Here is a 14,675-nt window from a genome sequence, read left to right as displayed (position 1 = left end):
GGTCCCACTCAGGCTGGGGGACGCCGGCTGAAGGACGCCGGCCCCGCGACTTCGCAGTAGGCTGCGGTAAGCGCTTGCACCCACGACGTGAAGGAAGCCCGGACCGGATGAACACCTCCATACCCGCCACTGGCGAGGCCCTGCGGATCGCGATCGTGGGATGTGGGGTGATCGGCACCCTGCACGCCGAGGTGGCCGCAGCCAGCCCTGACCTGCACGTGGTGGCGGTGGTCGACCCGATCGCCGAGCGAACGGAGAAACTCGCGCACCTGCTCACCCGCTCCGAGAGCCGCGCCGCGAGCCAGGCCCCACGCCGCTACGCCCACCTGGACGAGGCGCTGGCGCACGGAGGCCTCGACGTGGTCGCCGTCTGCACACCCAGCGGCACCCACGCCGCCCTGGCGGGCCAGGCCCTGGAGGCCGGGCTGCACGTCGTGGTGGAGAAGCCCCTCGATGCCGACCTCCCCGCCGCCCGTGCCCTGCACGCCGCTGCCGCCACCCGCCCGGAGCAGGTGGTCAGCGTGATCAGCCAGCACCGGCACGACCCCTCGGCGATGGCGATCCACGAGGCCATCGAGCGGGGCAGGCTGGGCCGGGTAACCTCGGCGGCGGCGAACGTGGACTGGTACCGCAAGCAGGCCTACTACGACTCCGGGGACTGGCGCGGCACCTGGTCCCAGGACGGCGGCGGGGCGCTGGCGAACCAGGGCATCCACACCCTGGACCTGTTGTTGTGGTTCCTCGGTGAGCCGCTGGAGGTCTTCGCCTACACCGCCCGGCTGGGCCACGAACGCATCGAGGTCGAGGACGTGGCCGTGGCGGTGATCCGGTTCACCTCCGGCGCGCTGGCCACCGTGCACGCCTCCACCACGGTGTATCCGGACCTGGGCGTGCGTCTGGGCATTCACGGCACGGACGGTTCAGCCGTGATCGAAGGGGACCTGCTCAGTTACTTCCACGCCCGCGACGCCGAGGGGGCCACCTGGGTCGCCAACCAGGTGGGCGCCCAGGAGGATGAGAACAAGAACGTGCTCGGCGGGTTCGATCCGGCCGGCTCGCACACCAGCCAGTACGGGGACTCCCACGCCCTGCAGTGGGCTGACGTGGTTCGAGCGATTCGCTCCGGCGGACAGCCCTGGGTGGGGCTGGACCACGGCCTGAACGCCCTGGCCACGGTGCGTGCGATCTACCTCTCCGCCACACTCGGGCAGCCGATCCGGGTGGCTGAGGTGCTCGCCGGGGACTACGACGGTGTGCCGGTGCGGACCGGTCAGGTGCCGGAGGCGTCGCAGACCAGCGGGTAGCGGCTGATCCGTGCGCTAATTCGTCGCCGCACCGGTCAGCACGACCAGCACGTCGCGGGCCGAGATCAGCCCGATCACGTCATCGGAGTCGGAGATCGGCAGGTGCCGGATCCCGGCCTCCACCATCTGCCGGGCCGCCTCGGTCACGCTCTGATCAGGGGTGGCGGTGACCAGATCGGAGGACAGCACCTCCTCGGCAGTGAGGTTCTCCAGGTTCGCCCCGTTGGCCACGTGCTCGACCAGATCACGCTCGGTGATGATGCCCACGCAGCGGGTCTCGGTGGTGACCATGACCGCGCCGATGGCGTTGGCCGCGAGCTCCTCGGCCACATGTCGCAACGAGTCGCCCAGGCTGACCATCGCCACCGGAGTGCTCATCAGATCCCGCACCGGTGATTGCGGTGTGACGTTGCCGTGTCCCATGCCTCTACGGTGCCACGTCCGGGGGGTTTACGGGCTGTATTCGCCCGGTGGGTCCCGGCGCAGTGGCGTCGTCAGTCATAGATGCCCTCCACCCACCACTCTTCACCCTCGGCGCACAGCAGCAGCGCCGGCCCCTCGGTGCACACCACCTGCAGATAGGTGCGTCCGCGCCCACCGGCCCACCAGCGCTCGCGCACCGGCCACGGTCCGGCCCAACCACTGACCGCCCACCGCCCCGACCAGGACGGTGGCGCCGGAATCTCCACCCGGGCCGGGTCCGCACCGAGCAGTCCGCGAGGGCCCACCCGCACCGGACGATCGGCGGCATCGGCCAACTCCACCTGGATCTTCTCGGTGGGCACCGTGGCCGGCAGCGGGGGCGGGATCTGCCCGGGCCAGGGGGCGTCCGGACGACGACGGGGGCTGGTCTCGTCCCCCCAGGCCACCAGTCGCACCCGGCCCCTGGGCGTGCGCCCGCCTTCCAGCACCGGGGCGAGTACCTGTTCGGCCCCGAGCATTCCCTGTACCCGCAACGCGGCCCGGCCGGCGTGCTCCTGCCCCCGGGTGTTGCGCCCCCACAGTCCCTCGCCCATCGCCGCAGCCGGATGCACCTCCTCGGCGGCCAGTTCCAGGTGCACCAATGGAGCACTGGGCACCTCACCACTGCGTCCGCTGAGCCATCCCTCCAACTGCCAGCGCACCCGGTCGGTCAGTTCGGTGGCGGTCAGCGCCCCGTCGATACGCCAGGTGCGCTCCAGTTCCAGCCCGTCCTCGGTCCGGGCCAGCACCCGCAACCGGGTGCACACCACTCCGCGGCGCAACATCCGGTTGTTCACCTCCTCCGCCAGGCGACGCCCGGCGAAAGCGGCCACATCCACCCGCTGTACCGGCGGGTCCAGTTCGGCGTGCGCGGTGATGTCGGGTTCGGTGCGGTGAGCCGGCACGGGGTACTCATCCAGGCCCTGGGCCAGCCGGTGCACGGCGGTTCCCAGGGCACCGAACCGGGGCCCGACCTGAGCGGGGCGCAGCGCAGCCATGTCCCCCAGCGCCGCGATGCCCAGCCGGCGCAGCAGATCGATCAGGTCGGTCAGTTCCCGGCGCAACTGCTGAGTGGTGGCCACCACCATCAGTTCCCGCACGTCCCGGCCGGCCAGGTAGGCACGGGCACCACCGCGGGGCACGAGCACGCCGTCCCGGGCAGCCAGCACCGCCGCCAGCAACCCGTCGGCCACGCCCACCTGCGCCTCGGCACCGGTGGCGGTGGCGACCTGTTCGATCAGGTCCGCGGCCACACGTTCCTCCGAGCCCAGGTAACGGGCCGGCCCGTCGGCGGTGGTGAGCATCAGGCCCGGACGCATCACCTGCACCTGGGCCACCACATCCTCCGCGGCCTGCACCAGATGTTCGAAAGCCCGTACGTCCCGGCCCTCGTCTGTGTGGATCAGCACCAGGTCCGGGCACAGTCCCTGGGCGGTACGCCGGCGCATCCCCCGCCGCACCCCAGCCGCACGGGCCGACGCACCGGCAACCACGATCTGGCGCCCGTCGTGCACGGCGACCGGCTCGTGCGCCCCGACCAGCCCCTCGGCGATCGCGGCCGCCACCGGCCAGTCCGGTACCCACAACACCGCCAGCCTGGTGCCCACCGGAGGTGCTGCGGACTCAGTCAACGGGCTCATCAGCCGACCTCGGCCAGGATCGGGTCGCCGCCGACCCACGGTCGCCCGCGCTCGTCGGTCTGCTCCGGGACGGAGGAGAGCCCATCGGCCCCGGCGAGCACCCGCACCTGTCGCGCCGGCCCGGCCAGCTGCCCCCGGCCCAGGGAGTGCACGACCATCTCCCGCCCGGTGAGCAACCCGTGCCCGTGGCCCACCCCGGACCACACCGCCGGCTGCACCTGCAACGCCACGTGCGCACCGGGCCAGTGCTGGTCGGTCAGCAGCACCGCTCCTCGCCGGCGCAACCGTCCGGTCAGGGACCGCCGGCCCGCAGGGTTCAGACCCGGACACGCTCCGACCAGGAGCACATCGAACCCGTCCACCAGAGCACCCAGCACAGCGGCCGCATCCGGCCCCGGGTCGGGGACCGCGACCACCCGGCTCAGGTCAAGTCCGGCAGCCGCGGCCGCAGCCCACCCCACATCGGGCATGCCCACCAGCACGCACCAGCGCTCGGCCCCCGCGGCCGACTGGGCGATGGCCAGCAGCACCGTGGTGGACCCGTGTACCTGCGCGATCATGCCTGGGCGCAATCCCCCGGGCAACAACGGGGCCAGGGCCCCGGGCACCGCCAGACCCTGGCATCCGGGCTGCTCCGCAACCGGCTGCCCCTGCGGTTGTCGCCCGAGACCGCCACCACCGCCGCCGGTACCGCCCGCGTCGGTGCCGCCCCCGTCGGTGACCCCGCCCATGCCCGTCCCGGCGACCACCCCCACCGCGACCTCTGCGGCGGCGAGCGCCCGCCGGGCGGCGACCATCTTCGCCTGCTTCGTCGTCGCCGTCGTCATCACACCTCCTCCACTCACACCTGACACGGTAGGTGCGACCACTGACATTCATCGAACGTCAGTTCTAGTCAAGGCTGTCGGCGCCGGCCTGTCAAGATCCAAGAGGCACGAACAACCAAGTCGTGGTAGAACCACCGGGAGAGTTATCCGTACCGAGGAGCCCAGGAGCCCATGGACCTGTCCCGACCCCTCGCCCCGAACCCCTATGACCTGCTGCCCGCCACCGGATCCTTCACCCTGACCAGCCCGGATATCACCGATGGCACCCCTCTGGCCGCCTCCTTCACCGCGGCCGGCGGGAATATCTCGCCAGCCCTGAACTGGTCCGGTTTCCCCGAGGAGACCCAGTCCTTCCTCATCAACTGCTTCGACCCGGACGCCCCTAACCCGGCGGGTTACTGGCACTGGAGCGCGGTGGACATCCCCGTGCAGGTGACCTCCCTCGAGCAGGGCGCCGGGGAGAGCGACCTCGGTCTGCCCGGAGCGGCATTCCACGTGCGGTCCGACGGCGGCACCTTCGGCTACGAGGGTGCGGCGCCCCCGCCCGGGGACCACCCGCACCGGTACATCTTCGCCGTGCACGCCCTGGACACCGAGTCCCTGGACCTCAGCAGTGAGCACAGCCCCACCAAGGTGGCCTTCACCGCGCTGTTCCATACCCTCGCCCGGGCTACGTTGGTGCCGACCTATCAGCAGCCATAACCCCACTGACCCCCGTCGTGAATCTCCAGACCCCCGAACACATCCACCAAGCCGCCATCTACGACTCCCGGACCGAGTTCCTGCAGATGGTGGTGCCGTTCGTGCGGGCGGGCTTCGACGCAGGTGAGCCCACCATCGTCACCCTCGGCCACCAGCGGGCCGAGTGGCTGCGCACTGCGCTCGGCCCGGCCGCAGCGCACGCGAGCTTCCTCGACGGTGACGCGGGGTACCGCCGGCCCTCCAGCACCATCGAAACTCATCTGGAGCACCTGACCGGGCTCACCCGGGGCCACGCGGGCCGGATCCGCGTGGTCGGGCAGGTGCCGACACCGGCGATCGAGCACACCTGGTCCTGGTGGGCACGGTATGAGGCGGCGGTGAATCGTCTGTTCGCCGATTTCCCGGTATCGCATCTGTGCACCTACGACGCCAACGTGGCAAGCCGGGACGTCCTCGATGACGTCCGCCGCACCCATCCGTGGCTGGCCACCACAGGGGCCCGGAGGCTGCCCAGCGCCACCTTCGAACCCCCGGCGGAGTTCTTCGCCCGGCACTCCCCCGCCGCCGACCCCCTCGAATCCGCGACGCCGCTGGCCGATGTGACCGACCCGAGCAGGAGCCAGGCCCGGGCCCTGGCGCGCGAAGCCGGCCGGCGCAGCGGCTGCGAGCGGCGCAAGGCGATGGCAATAGAGATCGCCGTGAACGAGGCGGTGACCAACGCCTTCGAGCACGGCACCCCGCCGGTCCGGCTGCGGGTCTGGTGGGCGCCGGGACGGGCGGTCGCCACGGTCACCGACACCGGCCCCGGGCCTGATGATCCGCTGGTCGGGCTGGTGCGCACCAGCGACAGCACCACCGGAGGGCTGGGTCTGTGGCTGGCCCACGAGAGTTGTGACTACGTCGCGATCGGGACCGACGAGGGCTTCACCGTCCGCCTGGTCATCAGCGATACCGAGCCCGCCGACTGAGAGCCCTCAGGGCTGGGTGCCCAGCGCCACCAGCACCCGCTCCACCGACCCCGCCAGACCCCAACGCTCGCTCAGTTCGCGCAGTGTCGCCTCATCGGCCGGCAGTGGGTGGTCCGAGTCCAGACCGGGACGGGCCGAGTCGACCTCGCCCAACGGAAGGTCCCGGGCCACCGCCACCACCTTCGGGGCGACGTCGAGATAGTCCGCCGCCTCGGCGATGCGGGTGCGCTGGGCCGGGGTCAGTGCCGAGGACGGGTCGGCCGCGGCGGCCCGGACCCCGGCCAGGTCGCCGTAGGTGGCCAGCAGGTTCGCTGCGGTCTTGTCCCCCACGCCGCGCACTCCGGGCAGTCCGTCGGAGGGGTCCCCGCGCAAGGTGGCGAAGTCGGCGTACTGGGCCGCGGTGACGCCGTACCTGTCACGCACGACGGCGCCGCTCACCCGTTCGTGCTTTCCCACCCCGCGTGCGGTGTACAGCACACGGACGTGCGCGTCGTCGTCGACCAGTTGGAACAGGTCGCGATCACCGGTGACCACCTCCACGGCCATCCCGGCGTCGGTGGCCAGGGTGCCGATCACGTCGTCGGCCTCATACCCGTCCACCCCCACCACCGCGATCCCCAGCGCGGCCAGGACCTGCTGGATCACCGGCACCTGCACCGCCAGGGCATCGGGTACTTCCTCGGCGTCCGGGGCCTCGGCGTGCTCGGCCTCGACCCGGTGCGCCTTGTAGGTGGGAAGCAACTCCACCCGCCAGTCCGGGCGCCAGTCGTTGTCCCATGCGCACACCAGGTGGGTGGGCTGGTAGTCGGTGGCCAGCCGGGCGATGAAGTCCAGCAACCCTCGTACCGCGTTGACCGGGGTGCCGTCCGGGGCACGCAGGGAGTCAGGCACCCCGAAGAACGCGCGGAAGTACAAACTGGCGGTGTCGAGCAGCATCAGGCGGGCCATGGGCGACAAGTCTGGCAGAGGCCTGCGTTCGGCACGAGCATCTGTGCCAGGCTCTTGCCATGGAGGTGTGGCTGAGCACCGGGACGATGTCGCGGCGCACCGGGCTGAGCATCAAGGCGCTGCGGCTCTATCACGACAGCGGTCTGCTCGTGCCCGCTCGCGTGGAGGAGGCCACCGGCTACCGGCGCTACACCAACGAACAGGTGGAAACCGGGCGCACAATCGGGCTGCTGCGCCGGGCCGGGATGCCGTTGGAGCAGATCGCGCGCGTGCTCGTGGCCGACCCGCTTGCGGCCAGGGAGCAGGTGCTGACGTGGCTGACCGAACGCTCACACCAGGATCAGGAACAGATCGCGAGCCTGCACCGCTATGCCGTCATGGACGCCCCCGGGGCCGGGAGCCCGCACCAGGCCCGGCGCCGGAAGGTGGGTGAACGGGTGGTGGCGGCGTTGCGCGCGGACGTCAGTGCGCAGACGCTCCCGGACACGATCATGGCGACGGTGGCGCAGGTCCGGGCGCACCTGCGCAGGTGCGGGGCCGGGGTGGGCCCGGAGTACTGGGTGTGTTACCTGGACCCGATCGCCACCGGGGCACCCGCCCGCATCGAGACCTGCGTGCCCTACGCCGGCGCTGCCCGTCCCGCCGGTGCGATCATGCTGCGCGCCGAACCGGCCGGAACCGAGATCTACGTGCCGGTCAGTGCCGAGCAGTGCCGCTACCCGCAGATCCTGCCCGCCTACGCCCACCTGTACCGACAGGCCGCACAGCGCGGCGGCCCGGTGGCCCCGCCCCGGGAGATCTACCCGGTCCCCTGGCCCAGCGACCCCCGGCAGGTCGCCGCCGAGGTGGCCGTGCGAGTGGCATCTGCTTGACCCTGCCCCTGGGGCAGAGACCACCGTTGCGGGCATGGACCTGAACAGCTACGCCACCCACAGCCCCTTCTCCGAGCCCGCCGGCCACGCCGGCCTGCTGGCCGATGTGCCCGCCGACACCCCCAGTTTGCATCGAGCGGTGACGCGCACGATCGGGCACTACCGCGCAGGCCCGGCCCTCTCAGCCCGGCAGTTGGCTGATATCGACACCCGGTGGGTCGATCGGATCTGCGCCACCGCGCTGGAGCGCTCCCCCGGCCCACTCACCACCGAGCGTGCAGACTCGGACAAGGTCGGAGGGTGCTGCCGCGACCACACCCTGCTGGCCATAGCGATCCTGCGCCAACACGGCATCCCGGCCCGCAGCAGGGTCGGGTTCGCCGCCTACCTGACCCCCGGCTTCCACCATGACCACGTCGTCGCCGAGCGCTGGTCGAGGCAGGAACAGCGTTGGATCAGGTTCGACCCGGAGTTCGGAGCCGAGCACCAGGACGTGCCGATGCACGACCTGCCCCGAGGCGCCGGCGCCCCGTTCCAGACCGCCGCGCAGGCATGGCTGGCCTACCGCGACGGCCACACCGACCTGAGCACCTACGGCGTCATGCCCGGACATGCGTTCCTACGCGGTCCGACCTTCGTCCAGCGGTACCTGCTCAGCGACCTGGCACACCTGATGCGCACCGAATTGCTGTTGTGGGATGTCTGGGGGCCGGGACTGGACGAGCCGGCCGGGTCCGGCGGCGGGGCCGCGATGGGCCTGCCCCATCCCGCGCAGGTGCATACCGAGTTGATCGGGGCCACCGACCATCTGGCCCGCCTGATCGTGGCGGCCGACGACGGCGACCGCGGCGCCGAGGAAGACCTCGCCACCCTCTGGGCTACTTCGCCGCAGGTGCGCCCGGGTGCGCGCGTGCGCACCGTCTCACCCTCGGGCCGCATCGGGGTGACCGACCTGCGAGCCCGGCGTACGGAGTGGGCCCCGGCGGCGGACCCCGGCCTGGCGGTACTGCCCTAGTGCGGATGGGCGCACGGCCGGATAGGAACCGAGCGAACCGGTCGTCTACGGTGGCAGGGCCGACCCACCCGCGCCCCCAGGAGACCCGCGAGACAAGTGAACGACGACGGACACCAACCCGCCTACCGGCGCCACCAACTCCACAGCCTGGGCCTCGCAGCGGCCGCCTTCGCCGCCTCCGCGCCGGGGCAATCGTTCCTCATCTCGGTCTTCGTCGACGACTTCCTGGCCGGCACCGACCTGTCCCGCACCACCTTCTCGATCCTGTACGCGGCGGGCACGGTCATCTCGGCCAGCGCGATGATCCTGCTGGGCCGCGTGATGGACCGCCGCGGTCTGCGCCCATCCTGGATCATCGTCGCGGCGGCACTCGCCGCCGCATGCGGCCTCGCCAGCGTGGCCACCGGAGCCCTCACCGCTTTCCTCGCGCTGGCGCTCCTGCGGACTTCCGGTCAGGGATCCTTCCCTCTCATCGGGACCCTTCTGGTGGCCCGCAACTTCGGACGCCGACGGGGACAGGCGGTGGCGCTGGCCAACCTCGGCCTGACTCTGAGTTCGATGGCGCTGCCGCCCCTGACCGCGCTGCTCATCGTGCACACCGACTGGCGCACCGCCTACCAGGTGCTCGCCGTGGTGCTGCTCATCGTGGTGCTCCCCCTGGGGCTGCTGGTGCGTGGTGGACCAGCCCGGGCCGGTAGTGCAGCGACGAATCAAGGCGACACCGTTGCCCACCCCGCTCCGGTACGCCCCGGTCGTCGGGGGCTGCCCGCCCTGCCCAGCGGTCTTGCGGCTCGACTGCTGCTCATCCTCGCAGGGCCACCACTCATCAGCACGGCCGTCACCTTTCACGCCGTGTCCATCCTCGCTGAACGCGGGGTCGACTTCCTGGCCGCCGGCGGCACGGTCGGGATACTCGGCGCCACATCCGCGCTCGGAGTGGTGCTGGCCGGTCTCATCGTGGACCGGCTCACCACTCGCGCCGCCCTGCTCGGCTCGAGCGCCACCGTCCTCGCAGCCACGTGCGTCCTCCTCGTCCCGAGCGCGGTTGCCGCCTATGTCGCCTTCGCGTGCCTCGGGCTCGGCATGGGCGCTACCGGGGTACTGAACGGGACGATCTGGGCTCGCACCTTCGGAACGGTGAACCTCGGGCGCGTCCAGGGCATGGCGCAGTCGGCCACGATCACCGCCGCAGCGATCGCCCCGATGATCCCGGCCGTCTCGGTTGCGTTGTCCGGCTCCCACACCGCCGGTCTGCTCGCACTCGCCCTCATCGCCGTCATAGCCAGCGCTGTCGCCTGGTCGCTACGCGACCCCACGATGGTCCACTGAGCGCGCGGTCAGGACCGCAACCGGGTGGCCCAGAGCGCCACGGCGGCGGCCGCGGCCACGTTCAGGGAGTCCACCCCACCGGCCATCGGGATCTGCACGGTGAGGTCACAAGCGGCGATCGTCTCGCGCCGCAGTCCATCCCCCTCGGTACCCAGCACCAGGGCGAGTTTGCCCGGCGGGTCCGCCTCCATCTGCACCAGGCTGACCGCGTCATCGGTCAGCGCCAGAGCAGCGACAGCGAAGCCGCGCGAGCGCAACGCCTCCACCCCTTCCTGGGGACCGTCGCCCGGCCATGGGTCGATCCGGGTCCAGGGCACCTGGAAGACCGTGCCCATCGACACCCGGATGCTGCGCCGGTAGAGCGGATCGGCGCACCGGGGGGTGATCAGCACCGCGTCCACCCCCAGCCCGGCACAGGCCCGGAACGCCGCCCCCAGGTTGGTGTGGTCCACCACGTCCTCGAACACGGCCACCCGCCGGGCGTCGGTCAGTACCTCGCTGACCTGCGGTAGCGACGGCCGGCGCATCGCTGCCAGCGCGCCACGATGCATCCGGAATCCGGTCAGTTCCTGCAGGACGGGCTCCTTCGCCAGGTAGACCGGGACGTCTCCCCCGTCATCGTGACCACCGCAGGCGGCGGCGATGACCGGGCGCATCGACTCCAGCCACTTCGGCGCCATCAGAAAGGAGATGGGCAGGTGCCCGGCCGCGACCGCACGCTCGATCACCAGGGATGATTCGGCGATGTACATCCCCTTGGCCGGTTCGTGCCGAGAGCGCAGCGCCATATCGGTGAGCCTGGCGTAGGCGGACAGTTCCACCGCGTCCAGGTCGGTAACCTCGACGATCATCGGGTCAGCAACCGCCGCCTCGGGGGACGGAACCGCTGGGCCCGGTCACGCAGGTTGAAGGTGACCGCGTTGGTGTAATGGCGCAGGATCTCGGCGTTGACCACCTCCCAGGTCCGGTTGGCGGTGGATTCGCGTGCCGCCACCCCCATCACCATCCGCAATCCGGCATCCTCGGTCAGGGTCCGCACGTGCCGGGTCAGTTCGGGCAGGCTGTCCGGGGTGTAGAGGAATCCGGTCTTCCCGGGCTCGACCAGATCCAGCGGGCCCCCTCGGGCCGGGGCCACCACCGGCACCCCGGAGGCGTGGGCCTCCACGATCGTCTGGGCGAAGGTGTCCATCTGCCCGGTGTGGACGAAGATGTCGAAACTGGCCATCATCCGCGGCAGGTCCGGTCCCTGCAGGTGTCCGGTGAAGATGGCGCCCGGCAACGACTGGGCCAGTTTCTCCCGACGCGGGCCATCACCCACCACGACGACGCGGATATTCGGCAGATGCGCCAGCGCGGCCAGGTCCTCCACCTGCTTCTCCCTGGCCAGGCGCCCGACGTATCCGACGATCACCTCGCCCGGTCCGGCCAGAGTGGCCCGCAGCGCCTCGTCCCGGTACACCGGGTCGAAGCGGTCCCGGTCCACCCCGTGCGGCCATACCGCGACCCGGTGCACCCCTCGTTCGATCAGTTGGGCGCACGCGTAACTGGACGGAGCCAGGGACAGCGTGGCCCGCTTGTGGATCTGCTCGATCCGGCGCCACAGCAGGGGTTCGATCTGCTTGGCGTGGTACCGCCGGGCGTAGGTGGGCACCTCGGTCTGGTACACCGCGACCGTGGGCAGGTCCAGGGACTGTGCGGCGCCGATAGCCTGCCGGCCCAGCAGGAACGGGGCGGCCAGATGCACCACATCCGGATTGAAGTAGCGCAGGTGCTCGGCGAGCGTACGCACCCGGGGGTTGGACAGGCGCATCTCGGCATATCCCGGCAGGGACACCGACCGGAACCGGTAGACACTTGCGCCGGCGTACTGGTCCACCGCATCCTCACCGCGGCTCGGTGCCGGAGCCAGAACCAGCACCTCGTCGCCGTGGGCGTCCAGGTACTCCAGCAGCCGGAGCGCGGTCACGGTCACCCCATTGGCCTGGGGTAGGAAGGACTCGGCCACCACGGCGATACGCACGGTGCCATCGTGCCAGACGCACTCCAGCCCGGCGATGGGGGACGCCGCCTTAACTTGAACTGTTCCGGAAACTGATCTACTCTAGAGCCATGTCCACCAGCCACGCAGGCATGCTGCGCGCCGCGGAACTACGCGTCACCGCACCGCGGCTGGCGGTCCTGGCCGAGGTGGAGGCCCACCCGCACGCCACTGCGGAGACCATCCGTCACGCCGTGCATGAGCGGCTCGGCACCGTCTCCACGCAGGCGGTCTACGACGTGCTGCACGCCCTGACCGACGCTCGGCTCCTACGGCGGATCGAGCCGGACGGGTCACCCGGCCGGTTCGAACTCTACCGCGGGGACAACCACCACCACGTGGTGTGCCGGGCCTGCGGTGCGATCCACGACGTGCCCTGTGCGGTCGGAGAGGCACCGTGCCTGCATGCCAGTGACGATCACGGCTTCACCATCGATACCGCCGAGGTCATCTACTGGGGCACCTGCGCCGACTGCCGCAGTGCTGCCCAGGCGATCCCGGTACACACCTGAACCACCGTTGCCGGGAACGGCACCGGACCTGCATCAGAAAACCCAGATTCCCGCTAAGGAGCAAGGAATGACCGTAGACAACACCAAGCCCCTGACGACTGCCGCCGGCGCGCCGGTCGCGGAGAACGACAACGCCATCACCGCCGGCGCCCGGGGCCCGATGCTCCTGCAAGACGTGTGGTTCCTGGAGAAGCTGGCCCACTTCGACCGTGAAGTGATCCCGGAGCGCCGCATGCACGCCAAGGGCTCGGGCGCGTGGGGTACCTTCACCACCACGCACGACATCTCCAAGTACTCCAAGGCCGCAATCTTCTCCGAGGTCGGCAAGCAGACCGAGATGTTCGCCCGCTTCTCCACGGTGGCCGGCGAGCGTGGTGCCGCCGACGCCGAGCGCGACATCCGCGGATTCGCCCTGCGCTTCTTCACCGAGGAGGGCAACTGGGACATGGTCGGGAACAACACCCCGGTGTTCTTCCACCGTGACCCGCACAAGTTCCCCGACCTCAACCGCGCGGTCAAGCGTGACCCGCGCACCAACCTGCGCGATGCGGAGAACAACTGGGACTACTGGACCAGCCTGCCCGAGGCCCTGCACCAGGTGACCATCGTGATGTCCGACCGCGGTATCCCGGACGGCTACCGGCACATGCACGGCTTCGGCTCGCACACCTACTCCTTCATCAACGCGCAGAACGAGCGCTTCTGGGTGAAGTTCCACTTCCGCACCCAGCAGGGCATCAAGAACCTCACCGATGCCGAGGCAGCCAAGGTGATCGCCGATGACCGCGAGTCCTCCCAGCGCGACCTCTTCGAGGCCATCGAGCGGGGCGACTTCCCCAAGTGGACGCTCTTCGTCCAGGTGATGCCGGAGGCCGACGCGCAGAACTACCGCTTCCACCCCTTCGACCTCACCAAGGTCTGGTCGAAGAAGGACTACCCGCTCATTGAGGTCGGTGAGTTCGAGCTCAATCGCAACCCGGAGAACTACTTCGCCGACGTCGAGCAGGTCGCCTTCACCCCGGCGAACATCGTGCCCGGCATCGGGTTCTCCCCCGACCGGATGCTGCAGGGCCGGCTGTTCTCCTACGGCGACGCCGCCCGCTACCGCCTGGGCGTCAACCACCACCAGATCCCGGTCAACTACCCCCGCGGCGCCACAGTGGTCAACACCTACCACCGCGACGGTCTGGGCCGGGTGGACGGCAACCAGGGCGGCACCCCCGGGTACACCCCGAACAGTTACGGTCGCTTCGAGGCGACCCCGGCCTACGCCGACCCCAGCCAGGCGATCGGTGACACCGCCGCCCGGTTCGACTTCCGCGAGGACGACTCGAACTACTACGAGCAGCCCGGTGACCTGTTCCGTCTGATGACCCCCGAGGAGCAGCAGCGTCTGTTCGCCAACACCGCCCGGGCGATCAACGGCGCCTCGGAGGCCACCATCGAGCGGCACATCCACAACTGCACCCTGGCCGACCCGGCCTACGGTGAAGGTGTGCGCCGCGCGATCGAGGCCCTGGCGGCCGGGACCCTGGACTCCTTGGACGCGAACCCGGACAACGAGCCGGTACACGTCTGAGCCGCGACGCACTGACCTGAGGGCCCGGGTGACCATCTACGGTCACCCGGGCCTTTCAGCATGTCGCGCCAGCCCCCAGGCGCGCAGTGGGTCACTCCAGCAGATGAGCGCGCCCGAACAAGTCCGCTGTCTGCCGAGCGCTCGGGCTGCCGGCATCAAGGTCCGCGCCAGCGGCCCGCAGCATCGCCACGACCTCGTCCTCACCCTTGAACAGGGCACCGGCGATCGGGGACTGGTCCCTGGCGTTGCGTAGGTTCACATCCGCTCCCCGCTCGATCAGGGCAGCCACGGTCCGGGCGTGCCCGTGGTAGGCCGCCAGCATCAGCAGGGTGTTGCCCTCACCGTCCGGGACGTCGATCGGTAGACCCCGATCGACGAACTCACCCAGTTCCTCCGCCTGCCCCGCGCGGGCCAGGTCCATGGCCAGCGCGATCACCTTGGCGGTCTGTTCCTCCGACAGCGAGCCCATGGCGAGAGAG

The 14,675-nt window shown here is 70.6% G+C and carries 15 protein-coding genes; 8 read left to right on the top strand and 7 right to left on the bottom strand.

The window, feature by feature from the left end; genetic code table 11:
* Positions 1–107 precede the first annotated feature (107 nt).
* Positions 108–1,304 carry a Gfo/Idh/MocA family protein gene (locus ACO0LU_RS11450; protein ID WP_424791481.1) on the top strand — a complete coding sequence of 399 codons (1,197 nt, stop codon included), beginning with the start codon at positions 108–110 and terminating at the stop codon, positions 1,302–1,304.
* 15 nt (positions 1,305–1,319) lie between these two features.
* Here the strand turns inward: ACO0LU_RS11450 and ACO0LU_RS11445 are convergent, their stop codons facing one another.
* From ACO0LU_RS11445 to ACO0LU_RS11435, 3 genes are all read right to left on the bottom strand, one after another.
* Positions 1,320–1,727, bottom strand: a complete 408-nt coding sequence (locus ACO0LU_RS11445; protein WP_424791480.1) for a cyclic nucleotide-binding/CBS domain-containing protein — start codon at positions 1,725–1,727, stop codon at positions 1,320–1,322.
* 71 nt (positions 1,728–1,798) lie between these two features.
* On the bottom strand, positions 1,799–3,406 hold the full coding sequence (locus ACO0LU_RS11440; protein ID WP_424791479.1) for a DNA polymerase Y family protein: 1,608 nt from the start codon (positions 3,404–3,406) through the stop codon (positions 1,799–1,801).
* Complete coding sequence (locus tag ACO0LU_RS11435) at positions 3,406–4,233, bottom strand: hypothetical protein (RefSeq protein ID WP_424791478.1); 828 nt, start codon at positions 4,231–4,233, stop codon at positions 3,406–3,408. The genes ACO0LU_RS11440 and ACO0LU_RS11435 overlap by 1 nt, the downstream gene beginning before the upstream one ends.
* Positions 4,234–4,404: 171 nt before the next feature.
* Between ACO0LU_RS11435 and ACO0LU_RS11430 the strand changes: the two genes are divergently transcribed.
* Positions 4,405–4,935, top strand: a complete 531-nt coding sequence (locus ACO0LU_RS11430) for a YbhB/YbcL family Raf kinase inhibitor-like protein (RefSeq protein ID WP_424791477.1) — start codon at positions 4,405–4,407, stop codon at positions 4,933–4,935.
* A 17-nt stretch (positions 4,936–4,952) separates the two neighbouring features.
* The gene (locus ACO0LU_RS11425; RefSeq protein ID WP_424791476.1) at positions 4,953–5,903 is read left to right on the top strand and encodes an anti-sigma factor RsbA family regulatory protein; all 951 of its coding nucleotides are present in this window, start codon (positions 4,953–4,955) and stop codon (positions 5,901–5,903) included.
* Positions 5,904–5,909: 6 nt separating this feature from the next.
* Here ACO0LU_RS11425 and ACO0LU_RS11420 read toward each other — a convergent pair whose 3' ends face one another.
* Entirely contained in the window at positions 5,910–6,851 is a 942-nt protein-coding gene (locus ACO0LU_RS11420; RefSeq protein ID WP_424791475.1) for a 5'-3' exonuclease, read from the bottom strand.
* A 59-nt stretch (positions 6,852–6,910) separates the two neighbouring features.
* Here ACO0LU_RS11420 and ACO0LU_RS11415 point away from each other — a divergent pair, with 59 nt between their 5' ends.
* The 3 genes from ACO0LU_RS11415 to ACO0LU_RS11405 all read left to right on the top strand — a co-directional run bounded on the left by ACO0LU_RS11415 (position 6,911) and on the right by ACO0LU_RS11405 (position 10,067).
* Positions 6,911–7,723: a MerR family transcriptional regulator gene (locus ACO0LU_RS11415; protein ID WP_424791474.1), complete on the top strand. Its 813-nt coding sequence runs from the start codon at positions 6,911–6,913 to the stop codon at positions 7,721–7,723.
* Positions 7,724–7,757: 34 nt separating this feature from the next.
* Positions 7,758–8,738 carry a transglutaminase-like domain-containing protein gene (locus ACO0LU_RS11410; protein WP_424791473.1) on the top strand — a complete coding sequence of 327 codons (981 nt, stop codon included), beginning with the start codon at positions 7,758–7,760 and terminating at the stop codon, positions 8,736–8,738.
* A 96-nt stretch (positions 8,739–8,834) separates the two neighbouring features.
* Positions 8,835–10,067 (top strand): MFS transporter, encoded by a 1,233-nt coding sequence (locus ACO0LU_RS11405; RefSeq protein WP_424791472.1) that lies wholly within the window; start codon positions 8,835–8,837, stop codon positions 10,065–10,067.
* An 8-nt stretch (positions 10,068–10,075) separates the two neighbouring features.
* Here the strand turns inward: ACO0LU_RS11405 and ACO0LU_RS11400 are convergent, their stop codons facing one another.
* Together ACO0LU_RS11400 and ACO0LU_RS11395 are read right to left on the bottom strand one after the other, a co-directional pair.
* Positions 10,076–10,918, bottom strand: a complete 843-nt coding sequence (locus tag ACO0LU_RS11400; protein WP_424791471.1) for a TrmH family RNA methyltransferase — start codon at positions 10,916–10,918, stop codon at positions 10,076–10,078.
* Positions 10,915–12,087 carry a glycosyltransferase family 4 protein gene (locus tag ACO0LU_RS11395; RefSeq protein WP_424791470.1) on the bottom strand — a complete coding sequence of 391 codons (1,173 nt, stop codon included), beginning with the start codon at positions 12,085–12,087 and terminating at the stop codon, positions 10,915–10,917. Before ACO0LU_RS11395 ends, ACO0LU_RS11400 begins: the two co-directional genes overlap by 4 nt.
* A gap of 89 nt (positions 12,088–12,176) precedes the next feature.
* On the opposite strand from ACO0LU_RS11395, the gene ACO0LU_RS11390 reads away from it, so the two are divergent.
* Both ACO0LU_RS11390 and ACO0LU_RS11385 read left to right on the top strand, forming a co-directional pair.
* Positions 12,177–12,617 carry a Fur family transcriptional regulator gene (locus tag ACO0LU_RS11390; RefSeq protein WP_424791469.1) on the top strand — a complete coding sequence of 147 codons (441 nt, stop codon included), beginning with the start codon at positions 12,177–12,179 and terminating at the stop codon, positions 12,615–12,617.
* Positions 12,618–12,684: 67 nt separating this feature from the next.
* Positions 12,685–14,196, top strand: coding sequence for a catalase (locus tag ACO0LU_RS11385; protein ID WP_424791468.1), 1,512 nt, complete (start codon positions 12,685–12,687; stop codon positions 14,194–14,196).
* Positions 14,197–14,287: 91 nt separating this feature from the next.
* Here ACO0LU_RS11385 and ACO0LU_RS11380 read toward each other — a convergent pair whose 3' ends face one another.
* Entirely contained in the window at positions 14,288–14,665 is a 378-nt protein-coding gene (locus ACO0LU_RS11380; RefSeq protein ID WP_424791467.1) for an ankyrin repeat domain-containing protein, read from the bottom strand.
* Positions 14,666–14,675 lie beyond the last annotated feature (10 nt).

Source organism: Pseudactinotalea sp. Z1748 (genome assembly GCF_049725185.1).
Taxonomy (GTDB): Bacteria; Actinomycetota; Actinomycetes; order Actinomycetales; family Beutenbergiaceae; genus CALKWS01.
Note: the sequence above shows the minus strand (reverse complement) of the source record. Positions and strands in the feature narration are given on the sequence as shown.